The organism is Amycolatopsis sp. NPDC028719 (genome assembly GCF_055565395.1).
Genome location: NZ_JBVHUL010000004.1, coordinates 860,155 through 879,401, shown reverse-complemented (window position 1 = coordinate 879,401; position 19,247 = coordinate 860,155). Strand labels below are relative to the sequence as shown.

Below are 19,247 nucleotides of genomic sequence, written 5' to 3'. Positions count from 1 at the left end.
CCTCGATGACCGCGTTGTGATGGAACCGGCCTGTGTGAGGCGTGGCGCACTAGGGGATCGGTCACTGACTCGATCAAGATGTGCTAAGGGAACCTTAAGGGCTGTACCCGGTACAAGGTTCGCGGCCTCTTCAGCCGCGGTTCGTCCGCGGGCCCGGGAACGTTCACCGCGGCGGGTTCCCCTGGACGGATGTGGCTGGTCGAATGTCCTTCGTTCTGGGATCAGGGCCTGGTACGGCCGCTGGTGACGGAGTCCGGCACGGTGGTGCTGCGGTGCGACTCGTGCCAGGCCGTCTGGCCGACGCTAACGGACTTCGAGTCGTTCGAGCACGTCGAGCCGGAGGAGCCCGACTGGCTGGTCGGGGCCGGGGTGCACGTGCGGCCGGGGACGGTCCGGTGGGCCTCCCGGCCCGACGTCGAGGCGGCGGGGCTGGGTTCGCTGAAGTGGCGGGCGCTGCCTTAGGCCGTCGTCGCGCCGATGGCCTTGGCGAGTTCTTCGCTCAGCGGGTACGGCGGCTCGTGGGGGACCAGCTTGACGGCCTTGTGCAGCTGGTCGGTGGCCAGGAGGCCGGAGATGTCCCGCATGACGGGCGTGACGTCGGTGATGGCGGTGATCCACTCGTCGGCGTAGTCGTCGATGACGTCGCCGGCCAGCCCGATCCGGATCGTCTCGAAGTTCAGGGCGGTGTGGTCGAGGTCTCGTTCCGCGTCCCACCGGACGAGCACCGGACCGCCGCCGGCCGACCGGGCGAGCGCCTCCTCGAAGCCGTCCCGGGTGAGGTCGACGGCCAGGATGCGCTCCCGGCCGGGCTTGCTCCCGTTGCCGCTGCCGTAGGCCGCCCAGCGGAAGGACGGCACGAGCCACGTCGTGCCACCCCGCTCCTCGAACGTCTGCTTCCCGAGCGCGGCGTCGGCGACCGCGGGCGAGCAGGCCTGGTAGACCCGGACGGTCGTCTGCGTCTGCGCCGCGCGGACCTGCCGGTCGGGGACCCGCTTCTCTTCGAACATCCCGCCATGTTCCCAGCGCAGGCCGGCCGCGGCCACGAACTTTCGTGCTCAAGAGGGCATCACCCGTGATGGGAGGGGCATCACGCGTGATTGGAGGGGCATCAGCCGTGATGCCTCTCCCATCACGCGTGAAGCCCGCCGGATCACGCTCGATGCCCCTTGGCGCACGGTCAGCCGAGGGACCAGAGGCGGGCGTAGAGGCCGTTCGCCGCCAGGAGCTCTTCGTGGGTTCCCGTCTCCGCGATGCGGCCGTGGTCCAGGACCACGATGCGGTCGGCGCGGGCCGCCGTGGCCAGGCGGTGGGCCACCACGAACGTCGTGCGGCGGTGGGCCACGTGCTCCGTCGCCCGGAGGACGGCCGCCTCCGTCGACGGGTCCAGGGCCGCCGTCGCCTCGTCGAGCAGCAGGACGTCCGGGTCCACCAGTTCCGCCCGGGCCAGCGCCACCAGCTGGCGCTGCCCCGCCGACAGCGACCGGCCGCGTTCGCCCACCGGCTGCAGGAACCCCGCCGGCAGGGCCGCGACGCCGTCGAACGCGCCCACCGCCCGGACCGCCGCCTCGACTTCGGCGTCGGACGCCGCGGGGCGGCCGTAGCGGACGTTGTCCGCCACCGTGCCCGAGAACAGGTGCGCCTCCTGCGGCACCACGCCCATCCGGCGCCGCAGCCCGGCGAGCTCGTACTCGCGGACGTCCGTGCCGTCGATCCGGACCTCGCCGCCGGTGACGTCGTAGAAGCGCGCCACCAGCTTCACCGCCGTCGACTTGCCCGCGCCGGTCGCGCCGACCAGCGCGATCGTCTCCCCGGCCGCGACGTCCAGCGAGAACTGCTCCAGGGCCTTGCCATCGGTGCCGGTGTAGGAGAAGTCGACGTCCTTGAACGACACCTCGCCGCGCAGCCGGGCCGGCGCCGCGACGGCGTTCTCCGCCGCCGGCACCGACGTGGGCGTCCGCAGCAGGTCGCCGATCCGGTTCAGGCCGACACGGGCCTGCTGGTAGCCGTCGAACACCGACGACAGCTGCTGGATCGGCGAGAAGAACTGCTGCAGGTACAGCAGGAACGCGAGCAGCACGCCGGCCGACAGCGTCCCGGCCGAGACGCGGTTCGCGCCCGCCACCAGCACCGTCGTGGTCGCCAGGTCGGACAGCAGCGCCACGAGCGGGAAGTACGTCGCCACGTACCGCTGGGCGCGCAGCCGCGAGCGCCGGTAGTCGTCGCTGCGCGAAGCGAACGCCTCCGCGGAGCGGTCTTCGCGCGTGTACGCCTGGGCGACGCGCAGGCCGCTCATGTTCTCCTGCATGTCCGCGTTGACGAGACTGACCCGCTCGCGGGCCTCGTTGTACGCCTTCGACGCCGCGCGCCGGAAGATCACCGTCGCGACGGCCAGCACCGGCACCATGGCCAGCGCGAACAGCGCCAGCCCCGCGTCGGTGACCAGCAGCGCCGCCGTGATCCCGGCCAGCGTCAGCGCGCTGACGACCGCGGTGGCCAGGCCGGTCTGCAGGAACGTCGAGAGCGCGTCGACGTCCGTCGTCATCCGGGTCATGATCTTCCCGGACAGCTCCCGCTCGTAGTAGTCGAGCCCGAGCCGCTGCAGGTGCGCGTAGCTGCGGACGCGCAGCGCGTACAGCACGGTCTCGCCGACCCGCGAGGTCAGGCGTGTCTGCGCGAACACCACCAGCCAGTCGGCCGCGATCACCACGGCGCCGATCCCGGCGGCCAGCCAGATCATCGACTCCACACCCGCGCGGACGCCGTGGTCGACGCCGAACTGGTACAGCGCCGGCAGCGCGATCGACGCCAGCGCGTCCGCCGCCACCAGCCCGATCACCAGCGCGAGGGGCCAGCGGACCGGCCGCAGCAGCCGGGCCAGCCGGAAGCCGGGGTCGGGCGCGGTGACGTCCACATCGGACATCCGCGGCTCGTCGACGGCGGGCGGGAGCTTGCGCACGCCTTCGATCAGCTCCGGCGTCGGCGGCACGTCGAGGCCGCCGCCCCCACCCACGAAGCCGCTGCTGTTCGGGTTGCCGCTGCGTTGGCGCGCGGCGTCGGCCAGGTCGTCGACCTCGTCACGGCTTTCGTCGCGCGGCCACAGCGCCTGCGTGATCCCGGCCTGGTCGCAGTCGAGGCCTTCGCAGCGGTGCTTCTCCTCGACGTCATCGCCCGGGCCGGCGACGAGCTCGCGGAACAGCGGGCAGCGCGCCATCAGCTCGTCTTCGGTGCCGACGTCGACGACGCGGCCCTCGTCGAGCACCGCGATCCGGTCGGCCAGGGCCAGCGTCGAGCGCCGGTGCGCGATCAGCAGCGTCGTGCGGCTCGCGGTGACCGACCGCAGGGTGTCGTGGATCGCCGCCTCGGTGACGGTGTCGATGGCCGACGTCGCGTCGTCGAGGATGAGGATCCGTGGGTCCGTGATCAGCGCCCGGGCCAGCCCGAGGCGCTGCCGCTGCCCGCCCGACAGCGTCAGCCCGCGCTCGCCGACCAGCGTGTCGTAGCCGTCGGGGAGGGCGCGGATGAACTCGTCGGCTTCGGCCGCGCGCGCCGCCGCGACGATCTCCTCGTCGCTCGCGTCCGGGCGGCCGTACGCGATGTTGTCGCGGATCGACGTGGAGAACAGGAACGCCTCCTCGAACACCACGCCGATCGCCTGCCGCAGCTGCCGCAGCGGGACGTCCCGGACGTCGAGGCCGCCGACCCGCACCGAGCCCGCGTGGACGTCGTAGAACCGGGGCAGCAGCAGGGAGATCGTCGACTTCCCGGAGCCCGCGGTGCCGACCAGCGCGAGGGTCTCGCCCGGGTTCGCGGTGACCGACAACCCGGCCAGCACCGGGTCGGTGCGCGTGTAGCCGAACCGGACGTCGGCCAGTTCGACGCCAAGGGGCCCCTCCGGCAGCTGGCGCGCGTCGGGGGCGTCGACGACCTCCGGTTGCGCGTCGATCAGCTCGTACACGCGCTCGGCGCCGGCGCGGGTCAGCTGGGCCTGCACGACCAGGCCGGACAGCATCCGGGCCGGGCCGATCAGCGTCGCGAGGTAGGTCGCGAAGGCGAGGAAGGTGCCGAGGGTGATCGAGCCGTTCAGCGCGAGGACACCGCCGATGCCGAGCACGGCGACCTGGCCGGCGGCGGGCAGGGCCGCGGTGGTCGCCGTCGGCACCGCCGACAGCTTCGCCGCGCGAAGCCGCTCCCCGAACAGTTTGCGCGCGGTTCCTTCGAGCTTCGAGACCTCCCGCGTCTCCTGGCCGAAGCCCTTCACGACGCGCACGCCGGTGACGGTCTCCTCGACCTGCTGCGCGACGTCGGCCGCGCGCTGCTGCGCCGACCACGTCGCCGGGAAGAGGCGCTTGCGGCTGCGGGCGATGACGATGCCGACCGCGGGAGTGACGACCAGCGCGATCAGCGTCAGCATCGGGGACATCCACAGCATCGCCGCGAACGACAGCAGCGCGAAGATCACCGAACCGAACGAGAGCGGGACCTGCATCAGGATCCCGGTGACCAGCTGCAGGTCGGAGATGGCCCGCGAGACGACCTGCCCGGTGCGCAGCGCGTCCTGCTTGCCGCCGTCGAGGCGAGAGACCGCGTTGAAGACGCGCTGGCGCAGGTCGTGCTGGACGTCGAGGGCGAGCTTCCCGCCGAAGTACCGGCGCAGGAACGCGGTGGCGAACGCGACCAGCTGCAGCGCCACCAGGAAGACGGCGATCCCGGGCAGCGCCCCGGTCCGCCCCGCCACGGCGTCGTCCACCGCCGTGCGCACCAGCAGCGGGCTCGCGGCCTGCACGCCGACGCTGAAGACGGCGGCGAGCAGCGACAGCACGACGATGGCGCGGTGCTCCCAGGCCGCGGCGGACAGCCGGCGGACCCAGCCGACGGTCTCAGCGGGTGGGAGCTCTTGACGGGAGCGGGGCGGAGCGATGGTCACGTTGTCACACTAAGCGCCGCCACCGACAAAATATTTCCCGGAAAGCCGTGAAGGCCTGCTCGCCGGCTCAAGACGCCGGTGAGGAGGCCTTCACGGACCACGGGAAGCTACGTGATGTCGCGCTTCTGGTTGCCCGCCCAGCCGAGGCCGAAGAACAGCATCGTCCAGGCGAAGAAGATCAGCGCCGAAGCCCACCACGAGATCACGCCCGGCGCGCCCGCCGCGAGCTGCAGGCCCAGTGCCGACCAGTGGTCGACGCCGCCAGGCAGGTTGAGCGAGTTGATCCCGAACGCGTCCGCGGCGATCCCGCCCACGATCCCGTTGGCCGTGCCGTTCGGCAGGATCCCGCCGAGGATGTCGGCCGGTCCCCAGAACGCGATGACCAGGACGTTTTCCACGATCAGGAACCACACCAGGAACAGCACCACCGCCAGCGGCACGTTGCGCAGCACAGCGCCGAACCCGATGCCGAACAGCGTCACCAGCACCGCGGCCAGGATCGTCCCGCCGAGCGCGGCCAGCCACTGGCCCGCGCTGGGCCACCGGCCGGAGTCGACCGACGCCATCACCGCTATCGCGGAGACACCGAAGCTCACCAGGCCGTAAATCGCGCCCCACGCCACGTACGTGAGCATCTTCGCGGTCAGCGCCGCGATCCGGTTCGGCGCGGTGAGGAACGTCGTCGTGATCGTCTTGCTGCGGTACTCGCCGGCCAGCGCGAAGACCCCGAACAGACCCGGGATGAGCTGCGCGATGTTCACCCCGTGCGCGAACGCCAGCAGCCCGACCGGCAGCTTGCTCGCGTCCAGGCCGACGGCGCCAGCGACCTCGCGCGCATCGCTCGAGCCGATGAAGTCCGCGAAGTCGTTGGTGATCTTGCCCCAGACGAACGTCAGCCAGAACGCCACCAGCGCCAGCGGGATCAGCAGCACCCACCACGTGTTCAGGGAGAGCGTCTTGCGGAACTCCGCCTTGATCAGGTTGCCCATCACTGCTGCGGTCCTCCCCAGTGCTGCTGCTGTTGCTGCGGGCCCGACGGCGGATACCCCGGCGGCGGCGGACCCTGGTACTGGGGCTGCTGCTGGTAACCCGGCCCGCCGGCGAACTGACCCTGCGTCAGCTGGAAGAACATCCGCTCCAGGTCGGCGTGGTCCTCCTGCATCCCGTAGACGGCGATGCCGGCCTTCGCGGCGATGTCACCGATCTGCTGGACGCTCGACCCGGCGACCGCGACCCGGCCGTCCGGCGTCGGCGAAACAGCGGTGATGCCGTTCTCCTGCAACGCTTTCACGAGCGCCGAGGGATCCGCCGGCTGCACGAGCACGCGCGACTGCTGGCTCTTGCGCAGCTGGTCGAGCGAGCCGTAGTAGCGCGTGACGCCCTGGCTGATGATCACGACCTGGTCGATCAGCTGCTCGACCTCGTTGAGCAGGTGGCTCGACACCAGGACCGTCCGCCGCTGCTCCCGCGCGTACGTGCGCAGGAAGTTCCGCAGCCACAGGATGCCCTCCGGGTCGAGGCCGTTCGTCGGCTCGTCCAGCACCAGCACCTGCGGGTCACCCAGCAGCGCCGTCGCCAGCGCGAGCCGCTGCCGCATGCCGAGGGAGAACCCGCCGGCCTTCCGGTCCGCGGCACTGCCCAGGCCCACCAGCCCGAGCACCTGGTCCGCCCGCTGGTCCGGCACCCCGATGGCCGCCGCGTACACGCGGAGGTGGTTGCGCGCCGTCCGGCTCGGGTGGAAACCCTCGTTCTCCAGCACCGAGCCCACCACCCGCGCCGGGTTCCCCAGCTGCGAGTGCGGGCGCCCGTTGATCGTCGCCGTCCCCGCCGTCGGCGTCACCAGCCCGAGCAGCATCCGCAACGTCGTCGTCTTCCCGGCGCCGTTCGGCCCCAGGAAGCCCGTCACCGAACCCGGTTCGACCGTGAAGCTGAGGTTCTGCACCGCGTTCACCGCGCCGAACTGCTTGCTCAGGTTCTGCACCACAATCCGGCCACTGCCGTCGTGCATACCGTCCCCTAACGTTCCCGCTGATGCGGCGTCATCCTGCCCTACCGGCGCCACCCGCGCGCACGGAACGGCCGAACCCGCCGAGAGCGACGTTCGTCACCTTCCGCTACCGGACGCCGTTGCCGGCCGTAGCCATTGCACGGCGCTGACCTGAGGTTTCGCGGCCGAGGTGACCTGCGGCTCAGATCAACTTGGTAAAGAATTCGTTCGACTTGCCGACCCGGTGCGGCGAAGTCCGCAGAACCCCTCTAAGCTTGTCGTTGGCGGCCCGCTCCCAATGACCCCCAGGTTGGTTGAGCGGGTCGCCGTTACGTTTCGGGCTTCGCCCTTGACTTCATCCCATATCCCGGGGGCCGAGCCCCCGGACCCCCACGGTGCCTCGGCCGCACCTCCCAGCGTTGTCCCGTGAGCGTGGCCTGGTTGGCGTATTCGTCGCGCGGCAAGCGCCGGGCTGGCGTGGGTGGTGGTTGGTGGCTGCTGGTCAGGGTTCGCGGCTTCCCCGCACCCCTTGTGGCATCGTGACGCGGTGCGGATCTTGCTCGTGGAAGACGAACGGCGGCTTGCCGAAGCCCTGCGGGCCGGGCTGAGCGCCGAGGGCTATGCCGTCGATGTCGCCCACAACGGGCGGGATGCCCTCTGGCTCGCCACCGAACATCCCTACTCCGCCATCATCCTCGACATCATGCTGCCCGGCCTGAACGGCTACCGCGTCTGCCGACGGCTGCGCGACCAGGGTGACTCCACCCCCATCCTCATGCTCACCGCCAAGGACGGCGAGGACGACGAGATCGAGGCCCTCGACACCGGCGCGGACGACTTCCTGCCCAAGCCCTTCTCCTACGGCGTTCTGCTCTCGCGGCTGCGCGCCCTCATCCGGCGCGGCGGCGCCACCCGGCCGGGGGTCCTCAAACTGGGTGACCTCGAACTCGACCAAGCCGGCCGGACCTGTCGGCGCGGCGGCGCCGACATCACTCTCACCGGCAAGGAGTTCGCCCTCCTCGCCTACCTCATGCAACGGCCCGGGCAGGTCGTCACCAAGGCCGAGCTGCTCGACAACCTCTGGGACTTCGCCGCCTCCGCGACGGCCAACCTGGTCGAGGTCCACGTCAGCGCGCTGCGGCGCAAGATCGACGTGCCCTTCGGCGCCGAGACCATCCGGACGGTCCGCGGCGCCGGTTACCACGTGGTCGGCTCGGGTGCCTAGTTTCCCGCGCTCCACCCGGTTCCGCGTCGCAGTGACCGCCTTCGCCGCATCGGCGCTCGCGCTCGGGGCCGTGTCGGTGTGGTTCGTGCTCCAGGCCGAAAGCCGCCTGAAGAACGCGGCCACCCAGCTCGCCGACGCCCACGCCGACGCGATCGTCCAGCTCCTGAACACCGGCACCCGGCCCGCCGACCTGACGCTGCTCGTGCGTGACTCGATCTACGAGGTCAAGGACCAGGCGGGCAAGAGCGTCGCGTCCTGCCCTGTCCTGCGCGAAGCCACGCTGGCCGCCTACGACCCCGAGGTCACGCTCGCGCCGTACGAGTTCGACCGCACCAGTCCGGCCTCCGTCGGGTGTGCCCCCGACCTCGGCGACCTCGACGAGTACCTCACCCTGCACGTCGTCCACGCCGACAGTGGCGACAGCAAGTACGACGTCTACGCCGGCGTCTCGATCGACCCCGAAGGCCAGGCCGCCGTCGACTCCGTCCGGACCGTGCTCACGGCGGGCGTCCCCGCGGTCGCGCTCCTGATCGGCGTGATCGCGTGGCTCGCCGTGCGCCGCTCGCTGCGCCCGGTCGAGGCCATCCGCGGCGAGGTCGCCGAGATCGGCGCGCACGACCTGAGCCGCCGGGTGCCGGCTCCGCGCACCGGCGACGAGATCGCGCGCCTCGCCGGGACGATGAACACCATGCTCGCCCGCCTCGACGAGGCCGTCACCCGCCAGAGCCGGTTCACCTCCGACGCGTCACACGAGCTGCGCACGCCGCTCGCCTCCCTGCGGACTCAGCTCGAAGTGCTGCTGGCCCACCCCGACCGGCTCGACTGGCGGCACGCCTGCGAGAACGCGCTGCTCGACGTCACCCGCCTGCAGGACCTGGTCGCCGACCTCGTGCTGCTCGGCAAGCTCGACCACGCCGGGCCGGACCGCCTCGAACCGGTGGCCCTGTCCGAAGTGGCCGCCGCCGTCGTCGCGGGACGGGACCGTGTCGACGTCGAGGTGACCGGGACGCCGGTGGTGCGCGGGCACCGGTCGCGCCTCGAACGGCTTCTCCGCAACCTTGTCGACAACGCCCAGCGACACGCGGCTTCGCGGGTCGTCGTCGAGGTGTCGGCGGTCGACGGGTGGGCGGTGCTGTCGGTCACCGACGACGGGCCCGGCATCCCCGAAGCGGACCGCGAGCGCGTCTTCGACCGCTTCGTCCGCCTCGACGACGCTCGCGCCAGTGACGACGGCGGATCCGGGCTGGGCCTGGCGATCGTCGCCGACATCGCCCGCGCCCACGGCGGCACGGCCGCGGTCGACGGCGGCAGCCGGTTCGTCGTCCGGCTCCCGGAGCTGAAGACGTCTTAAGCCCGCTTCAGGCTGCGTTCAGCGTCCGCGGCCGACGCTGCGGCCATGATCATCTCCTGGCAGCCGCTCGAGCACGCCGAATACCGGTCGTCGTCGTGGTTCCCCGGCCTGACCGGCCTGCGCGCGCTCGCCGCGCTGGCCGTCGTGTTCTTCCACTACGGCGGGCCCGTCGTCGACCGGCTGCAGGGCTGGATCGCCGTCCAGCTGTTCTTCGTGCTGTCCGGCTTCCTCATCACCACGCTGGCGCTGCGCGAAGAGGACCGCACCGGCCGGATCTCGCTACGTGACTTCTACGTCCGCCGCGTCTTCCGGATCATGCCGGTGTACTTCCTGCTGCTCGGCCTGACGGCGCTGGCGGTGACGCTCGCCGGCACGTACCGAAGCAGCCGGCTCTCGGACGCGATGCCGTTCTACCTCACGTTCTTCAACGAGGTCGTCGACTACAACACGCCGTACCCGACGTCGTGGTCGCTCGGCGTGGAGGAGAAGTTCTACCTCGTCTGGCCCGCGCTGCTCGTGCTGACGTCGTTCGCCCGCACCGGGAAGACCGCGCTGCGCCTGCTGATCGGCGCGGGCGCGGTGGGTGTCGTGCTCGGCGTGCTGCCGCTCGCGCCGGCGCACCAGTGGGCGAGCCTGACGGTGCACTACGGCTCGCTGGTCGTCGGCTGCCTGCTCGCGCTGGCGTTGCACCACCCACGCGGGTTCGCGGTGCTGCGGCCGCTGACCAGCCCGGCCACGGCGGTGCTGGTCGCACTGGGGTTCTGCGTGCTGCAGCTGTCGGTCAAGCCGCTGGGGCGGGCGCTCGGCGGGGACTGGCAGTTCGTCGTCCCGATCTACGCGGTGGGCGCGGCCCTGCTGCTCGTGGCGGTGCTCGCGCGGGGGCCGGTGCGGCGGCTGCTCGCGAGCCGTCCGCTCACGTACCTCGGTGACCGGTCCTACGCCCTTTACCTGGCCCAGACCGGGGCCGCGGGCGTGACCGGGCTGCTGCTGCCGACGGGACTCGCGAAGGCCGCCGCGACCTCCGCCGTCGCGCTGCTCTTCGCGGGTGCCCTGCGGCGGTGGGTGGAACTGCCCGCGATCGCGTTCGGCCGTCGGCTGGTCGCGAAAGGGGAGCGGGCCCCTGCCGGAGAACGACAGGAGCCCGCTCGGGTGGAATAGCGTCAGGCGAGGACGGTCTCCAGCGCCGTGTGCGGCAGGTCGTGAGCGACCGCGACCGGGCCGTTCGTCAGGGCACCGGCGTGCGTGTTGAGGCCCTTGGCCAGCGCCGCGTCCGCCTGCAGCGCGGCCTTCCAGCCGTGCTCGGCCAGCTGGACCGCGTACGGCAGCGTGACGTTCGTGAGGCCGTAGGTCGACGTCCGGGGCACCGCGCCGGGCATGTTCGCGACGCAGTAGAAGACGGACTCGTGCACGGTGTAGGTCGGGTCGTCGTGCGTGGTCGGGCGCGAGTCGGCGAAGCAGCCGCCCTGGTCGATCGCGATGTCGACGAGGACGCTGCCGGCCTTCATCCGCGAAACGAGCTCGTTCGAGACCAGCTTCGGCGCCTTGGCGCCTGGCACCAGCACCGCGCCGATGACCATGTCGGCCTGCAGCACGGACTCCTCGACCGACAGGCGGGTCGACGTCACGGTGCGGATGCGGCCGCCGAAGTCGTTGTCGATCTGGCGGAGGCGGTCGACGTTGGTGTCCAGGATCTCGACGTCCGAGCCGAGGCCCAGCGCGACGCGGGCGGCGTTGAGGCCGGCCACGCCGCCGCCGATGACGACGACGCGCGCCGGGTGCACGCCGGGGATGCCGCCGGGCAGCACACCGCGGCCGCCGCTCGGCTTCATCAGCGAGAACGCGCCGACCTGCGGGGCCAGCCGGCCCGCGACCTCGGACATCGGGGCGAGCAGCGGCAGGGCACCGGAGGCGGTCTGCACCGTTTCGTAGGCGATCGCGGTGGTGCCCGCGGCCAGCAGCGCGTCGGTCAGCGGCCGGTCCGCAGCGATGTGGAGGTAGGTGAACAGCACCTGGTCGGCGCGCAGCCGGGGGTACTCCTCGGCGATGGGTTCCTTGACCTTGAGGACCAGCTCGCCCTCGGCCCACGTCTCGTCGGCGGTGGCGAGGATCTTCGCGCCGGCGGCGACGTACTCCTCGTCGGAGATGGACGAACCGACCCCGGCGCCCGTTTCGACGAAGACGTCGTGCCCGCGGCCGACCAGCTCGTGCACCCCGGCCGGGGTCAGCGCGACCCGGTACTCGTGCTTCTTGATTTCACGGGGAACGGCGATACGCACGGTCGGCCTCCTGGGTCGGTCTGCGTCCGGATTCGGTGCGGTGGTGCCACTCACGGTGAACCACCCGGACGGCGGTGTCATCGTGCTGAGCGGACATTTTATCGACGCTTTCGTGGTGCTGGGCGGACAAGAACGTTGACTTCGACCGCGCTGGAGGTTGCAGCGTGCAGGAATGAGAGCTGTGTGGTTGCGGGAGTTCGGCGGGCCGGAAGCGCTGGAGCCGGGGGAGGCCCCGGACCCGGTTCCCGGGCCCGGTCAGGTGCTGGTCGAGGTGGCGTTCGCGAACATCACCTTCGTCGAGACGCAGGTGCGGTCCGGGACGGGACCGTTCCGGCCGGTGTTGCCGATCGTCCCCGGCAACGGCGTCGGCGGCGTGATCAGCGCGGTCGGCCCCGGCGCGGACCCGGGGCTCCCCGGGCAGCGGGTGGTGACGTCGACCGGCGGTTCCGGCGGGTACGCGCAGCGCGTCGCGGTGGACGCGGCGGCGGTGTTCGAGGTTCCGGACGCACTCGCGCTCGACGCGGCGGTGGCGCTGCTCGCGGACGGCCGCACCGCGACAGGGCTGGTCCACGCGACCAGGGTGCGGCCGGGCGAACGGGTCCTGGTCGAGGCGGCCGCGGGCGGCGTCGGCGGCCTGCTGGTGCAGCTGGCGAAGGCCGCGGGTGCTTCGGTGGTCGCCGCGGCGGGCGGGCCGGCGAAGGTGGCTTCGGTGGTGGGCGCCGACGTCGTCGTCGACTACCTGCTGCCGGACTGGCCGTCTTCGGCCGGCGAGGTGGACGTCGTCTTCGACGGCGTGGGCGGGGCGATCGGCACGGCGGCGTTCGGCCTGCTGCGTCCGGGCGGCCGGATGGCGATGTACGGCCTGGCGGGCGGTTCGTGGGCGCAAGTGTCCGAAGCCGACGCTGCGGCGCGCGGGGTTTCGCTGGTGCGCTCGATCGGGAGCCCGGAGGAGCTGCGGGCGTTCACGGAGTCGGCGTTGTCCGAAGCCGCCGCGGGGCGGCTGGTCCCGATGATCGGGCAGCGGTTCCCGCTGGAGAAGGCCGCGGACGCCCACGCGGCAATGGAGTCCCGGACCACGGTGGGCAAGACGCTGCTGGTCGCGTGAAGGCCGGGCGGGTGCGTCAGCTCCAGCGCAGCGCGACGAGCTGGGTGATCAGGGCCAGCCGGACGTCGGGGTCGTCGAGGTCCAGCGGCACCAGTTCGAGCAGCTTGCGCATCCGGTACCGCAGGGTGTTCGGGTGGATCCGCAGCTCGCGCGCCGCCGCGCGCGGGTCGCCGGGGTGGCGCAGCCACTCGTAGAGCGTCTCGACGTACTCGGCCTTGCCCGTCTCGTCGTGCGCGCGCAGGGCGCCCAGCGGGCCGAGCTCGGCGACCTTCGCCCCGGCCGCCGCCGTCGCGCCGCGGTGCAGCGTCAACGCCGTCCAGGCTTCGTCGAACGTGATCACGCGCTCGTCGAGGACCTCGGCGCGCAGCAGGCCGAGGGCTTCGTCGGCCTGACCGCGCGATGCCGAAAGGTCACCGATCTCCCCGGGTGCGCCTGCCGCGGCGCGCGCGGCGCCATTGCGCCGGGAGGGTCCCGTCCCGGCGAGAGCGTCGCGTAGTTCCTCCCAGCCGCCGGGGCCTGGCCGGTCGGGGACCACGGCGTAGAGCAGCCCGCCCAGCTCGGTCGCCACCGGACGGCGCCCGATGCCCTGGGAGATCCGCTCGAGCAACGCGAGCCGCAGGCCCTCGGCGTCGCGGCCGTCGCCGCCGGTGACCTCGATGGCGACCACGCGGTGCGGCTCGTCGGACAGGTCCAGCTCGGCCATCGCCTTGCGCGGGTTCGCCCGGCCTTCGAGCACGCCCCGCAGCAGTTCGGCCGACGCGCGGCGCTGCGCGTCGGTGTGCGCGCGGCGGCGCAGCAGGTGCAGCGCGACGACCGGGGCGGCGTCGGCGAACGCGGCCGCGCGCTCGTCGGACACCGGCCCGGCGACGACCGCCCACATCGACCCGAGCAGCTCGCCGCCCATCCGGATCGGCACGATCAGCCGCGGCAGCGTGCCGTCGCGCTGGGCCGGGACGAAGATCGTCTGCCGGCCGCGCGACAGTTCGCGGAAGACCCCGCGCGAGCGGAACCGCGCGAGGACGTCGTCGGGGATGCGGCGGCCCATGATCGTGGCGACCCGGGCGGGGTCGGTGAGGTCCTGGCGCGCGGAGTAGGCGAGCACGCGGGAATTGGTGTCCTCGATGGTGACCGGGGCGTCCACGACGGACGCGACGGCGTCGGCGAGCCGGAAGAGGTCGCCGGAGCCGGGATCGAGGTCTTCGGACTCGTCGGCGAGGGCGTCGAGCACGGTCCGCAGCAGCCAGACGAGCTGCGCCCACGACGTCGCGGCGTGCACCTGGACGAGCGCGATCCCGCTGGCCTTCGCGGCGCGCTTGACGGCCGGCTTCGCGGCCAGCGGCGGCTTGAGCAACACGGCGGCGGCGCCCTGTTCGGCACTCCGCTTCACGAGCTGGGCCGCGTCTTCGGACCCGGTGGTGGCGACCCCGAGCACGAGATCCCCGGCGGCGAGGGTGAGTGCCCCGCTGGGCTCGGCGATGACGACGTCGGCGACGGCGGGCGAGTCGTCGGGCACCTGAAGCGCGTGGAGCAGCGTCGGCCCCACCCGGTCGACCACGCTGCGCACCGACACCACGGGCTCATTCTGGCCGAGAAACCCCTGGACGGCTCGGTAGGGTCGGACGGTGAGCGACGCGCGGCGGATCGTCGAATCCGGCTATGACAGCTCGGCGGAGCGGTATCTCGAGTGGAGCGCGCGCATCGCGGACGATCCCCGGCTGCGTTTCCTGGCCGAGCTGACCGACCGGCTCGAAGACGGAGCGGAAGTGCTCGACCTCGGCTGCGGCGCGGGCGTGCCCTGCACGAAGCTGCTCGCCGAGCGTCACGACGTCCTCGGCTTCGACGTCTCCGCGGCACAGCTCGACCTCGCCCGGCGCAATGTCCCCGGCGCGCGGTTCCAGAAGGGCGACATGGCGGAGGTGTCGTTCCCGGACGAGTGCTTCGACGCCGTCACGGCGTTCTACTCGGTGCTGCACGTGCCGCGTGAGGAGCAGGGTGCCCTCTTCACGCGGATCGCGCGCTGGCTCCGGCCCGGTGGCTGGTTCCTGGCCGCGCTCGGCTGCAGCGAGGCGAACGGCGTCGAGGACGACTGGCTCGGCACGCCGATGTTCTTCAGCAGCCACGCGCCGGCGGAGAACCGGCGGCTCCTCGAAGCCGCCGGTTTCACGCTGGTCGTCGACGAGCCGGTGACCATGCACGAGCCGGAAGGACCGGCGACCTTCCACTGGGTACTCGGCCGCCGCTAGCGCGACAGCACCGCGTCCAGCACCCGCCGCAGCTCGCCCGCCGGGTCGCCGACCGGCTCCGGAGCCCGCCACGCGACGATGCCGTCCGGGCGCACCAGTGACGCGCCGCCCGCCGAGAGACCGTAGCGCGAGGCGAACATGTCGTCGAGGACGTGGCAGTCGACGCCCGCGTCGGAAGCGGCCTGAGCCCATGTCGAGTCGTCGCCCGCGCAGAGCAGCACCCACGAGTGCCCCAGCAGGTCCACAGTGGACGCGAGACCCGGCGCTCGGAAGCCGGGACGGCCGGTCGGCGCGTGGATGTCCTCGACCCGCGCGCCGTCGTCCGGCTCCTCCGAAAGCACGGCGGACGAGCGGTACCGGAACCCGAGGACGGCGTTCAGCGGGTCCTCGGCGGGGGTGATCCCGGAGACGTCGAGGCCGGGGTGCATCCGCTGCTTCATGTTGTGCAGCGACGTGTCGATGATCATCCGCGCGATCGGCCGCCGCTCGGCCTCGTACGTGTCGAGCAGCGCCGGGCCCGCTTCGCCGCGCAGCACCGCGGCGAGCTTCCACGCGATGTCCGCGCCGTCGCCGACCGCCGTGTTGCCGCCCTGGCCGCCGGTCGGCGGCGTCACCTTCGCCGCGTCGCCGACGAGGAACACCCGGCCGGCCCGGAACCGGTCGGCCAGCCGCGCGGCGATCTCCCAGGAGCCGGTCCAGACGATCTCCGGCGCCAGCTCCGGCAGGTCGGTCGCCGAGCGGATCATCGACACCAGCCGGTCGTGGCCGAAGTCGGCCGGGCTCTCGCCGCGGTCCGGGAAGTAGTCCGGCGCGAAGACGTACCGGTTCGGCACGTCGGTGTTGACCAGCCCGGCGGTGAAGTCCGGGTGCTGGAGGTAGAACAGGTCGGTCACGCCGGGCTGGACGCGGTCACCGAGGTCGGCGTCGAACACGACGCCGAGGCAGTGGCTCAGCGCGTCCATCCCGGTGGTCCCGATGCCCAGCCGGGCCCGGATGCCGCTGCGCCCGCCGTCGGCGGCGGCGACGTAGTCCGCGCGGACCACCGTCTCCTCGCCCGAGTCCCGGTGCCGCAGCGTCGCGGTGACGCCGTCGTCGTCCTGCGTCAGCTCGACGAGCTCGGTCCGGAACCGGACCCGTGCGCCGGCCTTCTCCGCGTGCGCGAGCAGGATCGGCTCGACGACGTCCTGCCCGGCCATGCCGGCGGGCATCGTCGTCGAGGCCGAGACGTCGAACTCGCTGCCGTCCTTCACGAGCCGGTGCAGGACACGCCCGGCCAGGCTGGTCGCGACGGTGATCCGCAGCCCCTGCGACGCCCGCGGGCTCACGTCCAGGACCTCGCGGTCGATTCCTGCCCAGTGGAACAGCTCCATCGTGCGCCAGTTCTGCCCGGCGGCCCGCGAGTGGACCGACGTTCCGGCGTGCCGTTCGACCGTCAGGACGTCCACTCCCTCCCGCGCCAGGAACAGCGACGCCGACAGCCCGCCCAGTCCGGCCCCCACGACCAGCACCTGCACCCGCTCCGTCATGATTTCCTCCCAGTCCATAAATCTCCCTGTTCGAATATCTTAGAAGCAAAGGTATCTTCGAGGCAAGAGCGGTACGCTCCCAGGACGTGGGAACGGTTGGGTACTCCGTTCGGCCCAAGTAGCGTCGAGCCGGACGAACCCCTTGAGCCGCAAGGAGAAAACCGATGAGCGCGGACGACACCTCGGCGTGGTCCTTCGAGACCAGGCAGATCCACGCGGGCGCCGCGCCGGATCCGGCCACCGGCGCGCGGGCGACGCCGATCTACCAGACGACGTCGTACGTCTTCCGCGACAGCCAGCACGGCGCCGACCTGTTCAGCCTCGCCGAGCCCGGCAACATCTACACGCGGATCATGAACCCGACGCAGGACGTGCTGGAGCAGCGCGTCGCGTCGCTCGAAGGGGGAGTCGCGGCGCTGGCGTTCGCGTCCGGCTCGGCCGCGACCACGGCGGCGATCCTCAACCTCGCGGGCGCGGGCGACCACTTCGTGTCCAGCCAGTCGCTCTACGGCGGCACCTACAACCTATTCCACTACACGCTGCCGAAGCTCGGCATCGAGGTCACGTTCATCGACGACCAGGACGACCTCGAGCAGTGGCGCGCCGCCGTCCGGCCGAACACGAAGTTCTTCTTCGCCGAGACGCTGGCCAACCCGGGCAGCAACGTCCTCGACATCCGCGGCGTCGCCGACGTCGCGCACGAGGCCGGCGTCCCGCTGCTGGTCGACAACACCATCCCCACGCCGTACCTGGTGCGCCCGATCGAGCACGGCGCCGACGTCGTGATCCACTCGGCCACCAAGTACCTCGGCGGCCACGGCACGACGATCGCCGGCGTCTTCGTCGACGGCGGCACGTTCGACTTCGGCAAGGACCCGGCCAAGTTCCCGGGCTTCACCGAGCCGGACCCGAGCTACCACGGTCTCAAGTACTGGGAGGCGCTCGGCCCGGGCGCGTTCGCGGCGAAGGCGCGCGTGCAGCTCCTGCGCGACACCGGTGCGGCGATCGCCCCGCTGAACAGCTTCCTGATCCTGCAGGGCATCGAGACGCTGTCGCTGCGCATCGAGCGGCACGTCTCGAACGCCCAGGCGCTCGCCGAGTGGCTCGAGCAGCGTGACGAGGTCGAGAAGGTCTACTACGCCGGCCTGCCGTCCAGCCCCTTCTACGAGGCCGGGCAGAAGTACCTGCCGCGCGGCGCGGGCGCGGTCCTGTCGTTCGACCTGCGCGGCGGCGTGGAGGCGGGCCGGAAGTTCGTCGACGGCACCGAGCTGCACAGCCAGCTGGTGAACCTCGGCGACGTCCGCAGCCTGATCGTCCACCCGGCGTCCACCACGCACAGCCAGCTCGCGCCGCAGGAGCAGCTCGCCAGCGGCGTCACGCCGGGCCTGGTCCGGATCGCCGTCGGGCTGGAGGGGATCGAGGACCTCAAGGCCGACCTGGAGGCCGGATTCCGGGCGGCCAAGGCGGAACTGTGACGGCTGGGCTCGTCACCGGCGCCTGGCGGATCGGTGATCCGCCAGGCCGCCGGAAGTTCGTCACCGGCCCCGGCGCGCTCGCGCTCGAGGCCGGTGGCGTGCTGCCCGCGTTCACCCTCGCCTACGAAACCTGGGGGACGCCGAACTCCGACGCGTCGAACGCGGTCCTCGTCGAGCACGCGCTGACCGGCGACAGCCACGCGGCCGGCCCGCTCGTGCCGGGGCACCCCGGCGCGGGCTGGTGGGACGGCCTGATCGGGCCCGGGAAGGCCCTGGACACCGACGAGTTCTTCGTCGTGGTCCCGAACGTGCTGGGCGGGTGCCAGGGATCCACGGGCCCGTCGTCCCCGGATCCCGACGGGAAGCCCTGGGGCAGCCGGTTCCCGGTCGTGACCGTGCGGGACCAGGTGGCGTCGGAGGCGGTCCTGGCCGACCACCTGGGCATCACGCGGTGGGCGGCCGTCGTCGGCGGGTCCATGGGCGGGATGCGCGCGCTGGAATGGGCGGTGACGTTTCCCTCGCGCGTGGCGTCGGTGCTGGTGCTGGCGTCGACGGCGCGGGCGTCGGCCGAGCAGATCGCCTGGGCCGCGCCGCAGCTGCACGCCATCCGCAGCGACCCGTTCTTCCACGGCGGCGACTACTACTCGGCACCTTCGGGGCCGTTTCGGGGGCTTGGTATCGCGCGCCGGATCGCGCACGTCACCTACCGCAGCGAGCCGGAGCTGGCCCAGCGGTTCGGCCGCTCGTACCAGGGTGACGAGGACCCGTTGCGGCGCGGCCGGTTCGCCGTCGAGTCCTATTTGGACCACCACGCCGAAAAGCTGGCGGGCCGGTTCGACGCGAACAGCTACCTGGTGCTGACGGAGTCGATGAACACCCACGACGTCGGCCGCGACCGCGGCGGCGTCGCGGCGGCGTTGGGCAGGGTGACGGCCCGCGCGGTGATCGGCGGGGTGGACAGCGACCGGCTCTATCCGCTGTACCAGTCGGCGGAACTCGCCGAGGGGATCCCGGGCGTGTCGGAGGCGTCGGTGGTTTCCTCGCCGTACGGCCACGACTCGTTCCTCATCGAGACCGGTCAGATCGCGTCCTTGGCGAAGGCGCTGCTGGGTCGGTGAGGCGCTCTCCCAGGCGC

At 72.2% G+C, this 19,247-nt stretch carries 15 protein-coding genes; 8 read left to right on the top strand and 7 right to left on the bottom strand.

The window, feature by feature from the left end; translation table 11 throughout:
- Window positions 1-189 precede the first annotated feature (189 nt).
- Complete coding sequence (locus tag ACZ4TR_RS22745) at window positions 190-462, top strand: hypothetical protein (RefSeq protein ID WP_465288882.1); 273 nt, start codon at window positions 190-192, stop codon at window positions 460-462.
- On the opposite strand, the gene ACZ4TR_RS22740 is transcribed toward ACZ4TR_RS22745, so the two are convergent.
- The 4 genes from ACZ4TR_RS22740 to ACZ4TR_RS22725 form a co-directional block, all read right to left on the bottom strand.
- Window positions 459-1,007: a DUF4291 family protein gene (locus tag ACZ4TR_RS22740; RefSeq protein WP_465288881.1), complete on the bottom strand. Its 549-nt coding sequence runs from the start codon at window positions 1,005-1,007 to the stop codon at window positions 459-461. The genes ACZ4TR_RS22745 and ACZ4TR_RS22740 overlap by 4 nt on opposite strands.
- Window positions 1,008-1,177: 170 nt before the next feature.
- Window positions 1,178-4,924, bottom strand: coding sequence for an ABC transporter ATP-binding protein (locus ACZ4TR_RS22735; protein WP_465288880.1), 3,747 nt, complete (start codon window positions 4,922-4,924; stop codon window positions 1,178-1,180).
- 107 nt (window positions 4,925-5,031) lie between these two features.
- On the bottom strand, window positions 5,032-5,913 hold the full coding sequence (locus ACZ4TR_RS22730; RefSeq protein WP_465288879.1) for an ABC transporter permease subunit: 882 nt from the start codon (window positions 5,911-5,913) through the stop codon (window positions 5,032-5,034).
- Complete coding sequence (locus ACZ4TR_RS22725) at window positions 5,913-6,932, bottom strand: ABC transporter ATP-binding protein (protein WP_465288878.1); 1,020 nt, start codon at window positions 6,930-6,932, stop codon at window positions 5,913-5,915. Before ACZ4TR_RS22725 ends, ACZ4TR_RS22730 begins: the two co-directional genes overlap by 1 nt.
- A 526-nt stretch (window positions 6,933-7,458) precedes the next feature.
- Here ACZ4TR_RS22725 and ACZ4TR_RS22720 point away from each other — a divergent pair.
- From ACZ4TR_RS22720 to ACZ4TR_RS22710, 3 genes are read left to right on the top strand one after another with little or no spacing between them, the layout of a single operon-like run.
- Entirely contained in the window at window positions 7,459-8,136 is a 678-nt protein-coding gene (locus tag ACZ4TR_RS22720) for a response regulator transcription factor (RefSeq protein WP_284744349.1), read from the top strand.
- A gap of 31 nt (window positions 8,137-8,167) precedes the next feature.
- A complete protein-coding gene (locus ACZ4TR_RS22715; RefSeq protein WP_465288877.1) occupies window positions 8,168-9,487 on the top strand; it encodes a sensor histidine kinase in 1,320 nt (439 codons plus the stop codon).
- A 45-nt stretch (window positions 9,488-9,532) separates the two neighbouring features.
- Window positions 9,533-10,645 carry an acyltransferase family protein gene (locus ACZ4TR_RS22710; RefSeq protein WP_465288876.1) on the top strand — a complete coding sequence of 371 codons (1,113 nt, stop codon included), beginning with the start codon at window positions 9,533-9,535 and terminating at the stop codon, window positions 10,643-10,645.
- 2 nt (window positions 10,646-10,647) lie between these two features.
- On the opposite strand, the gene ald is transcribed toward ACZ4TR_RS22710, so the two are convergent.
- The gene (gene ald / locus ACZ4TR_RS22705; protein ID WP_465288875.1) at window positions 10,648-11,763 is read right to left on the bottom strand and encodes an alanine dehydrogenase; all 1,116 of its coding nucleotides are present in this window, start codon (window positions 11,761-11,763) and stop codon (window positions 10,648-10,650) included.
- Between the two features lie 172 nt (window positions 11,764-11,935).
- Between ald and ACZ4TR_RS22700 the strand changes: the two genes are divergently transcribed.
- A complete protein-coding gene (locus ACZ4TR_RS22700; protein WP_465288874.1) occupies window positions 11,936-12,868 on the top strand; it encodes a zinc-binding dehydrogenase in 933 nt (310 codons plus the stop codon).
- A 16-nt stretch (window positions 12,869-12,884) separates the two neighbouring features.
- Here ACZ4TR_RS22700 and ACZ4TR_RS22695 read toward each other — a convergent pair whose 3' ends face one another.
- Complete coding sequence (locus ACZ4TR_RS22695) at window positions 12,885-14,441, bottom strand: PucR family transcriptional regulator (RefSeq protein WP_465288873.1); 1,557 nt, start codon at window positions 14,439-14,441, stop codon at window positions 12,885-12,887.
- Window positions 14,442-14,490: 49 nt separating this feature from the next.
- On the opposite strand from ACZ4TR_RS22695, the gene ACZ4TR_RS22690 reads away from it, so the two are divergent.
- Window positions 14,491-15,111, top strand: a complete 621-nt coding sequence (locus tag ACZ4TR_RS22690) for a class I SAM-dependent methyltransferase (RefSeq protein ID WP_465288872.1) — start codon at window positions 14,491-14,493, stop codon at window positions 15,109-15,111.
- Here ACZ4TR_RS22690 and rdmE read toward each other — a convergent pair.
- Window positions 15,108-16,655, bottom strand: a complete 1,548-nt coding sequence (rdmE, locus tag ACZ4TR_RS22685; RefSeq protein WP_465288871.1) for an aklavinone 12-hydroxylase RdmE — start codon at window positions 16,653-16,655, stop codon at window positions 15,108-15,110. The genes ACZ4TR_RS22690 and rdmE overlap by 4 nt on opposite strands.
- 146 nt (window positions 16,656-16,801) lie before the next feature.
- Between rdmE and ACZ4TR_RS22680 the strand changes: the two genes are divergently transcribed.
- Window positions 16,802-18,112 carry a bifunctional o-acetylhomoserine/o-acetylserine sulfhydrylase gene (locus tag ACZ4TR_RS22680; RefSeq protein ID WP_465288870.1) on the top strand — a complete coding sequence of 437 codons (1,311 nt, stop codon included), beginning with the start codon at window positions 16,802-16,804 and terminating at the stop codon, window positions 18,110-18,112.
- Entirely contained in the window at window positions 18,109-19,230 is a 1,122-nt protein-coding gene (metX, locus tag ACZ4TR_RS22675) for a homoserine O-acetyltransferase MetX (protein ID WP_465288869.1), read from the top strand. Before ACZ4TR_RS22680 ends, metX begins: the two co-directional genes overlap by 4 nt.
- The last annotated feature ends 17 nt before the right edge of the window (window positions 19,231-19,247 follow it).

Excerpts from the sequence above, each read along its gene's own strand:
- ACZ4TR_RS22745 (WP_465288882.1), top strand. The coding sequence starts at position 190 with ATGTGGCTGGTCGAATGTCCTTCGTTCTGGGATCAGGGCCTGGTACGG.
- ACZ4TR_RS22740 (WP_465288881.1), bottom strand. The coding sequence starts at position 1,007 with ATGTTCGAAGAGAAGCGGGTCCCCGACCGGCAGGTCCGCGCGGCGCAG.
- ACZ4TR_RS22730 (WP_465288879.1), bottom strand. The coding sequence starts at position 5,913 with ATGGGCAACCTGATCAAGGCGGAGTTCCGCAAGACGCTCTCCCTGAAC.
- ACZ4TR_RS22725 (WP_465288878.1), bottom strand. The coding sequence starts at position 6,932 with ATGCACGACGGCAGTGGCCGGATTGTGGTGCAGAACCTGAGCAAGCAG.
- ACZ4TR_RS22710 (WP_465288876.1), top strand. The coding sequence starts at position 9,533 with ATGATCATCTCCTGGCAGCCGCTCGAGCACGCCGAATACCGGTCGTCG.
- ACZ4TR_RS22700 (WP_465288874.1), top strand. The coding sequence starts at position 11,936 with ATGAGAGCTGTGTGGTTGCGGGAGTTCGGCGGGCCGGAAGCGCTGGAG.
- rdmE (WP_465288871.1), bottom strand. The coding sequence starts at position 16,655 with ATGGACTGGGAGGAAATCATGACGGAGCGGGTGCAGGTGCTGGTCGTG.
- ACZ4TR_RS22680 (WP_465288870.1), top strand. The coding sequence starts at position 16,802 with ATGAGCGCGGACGACACCTCGGCGTGGTCCTTCGAGACCAGGCAGATC.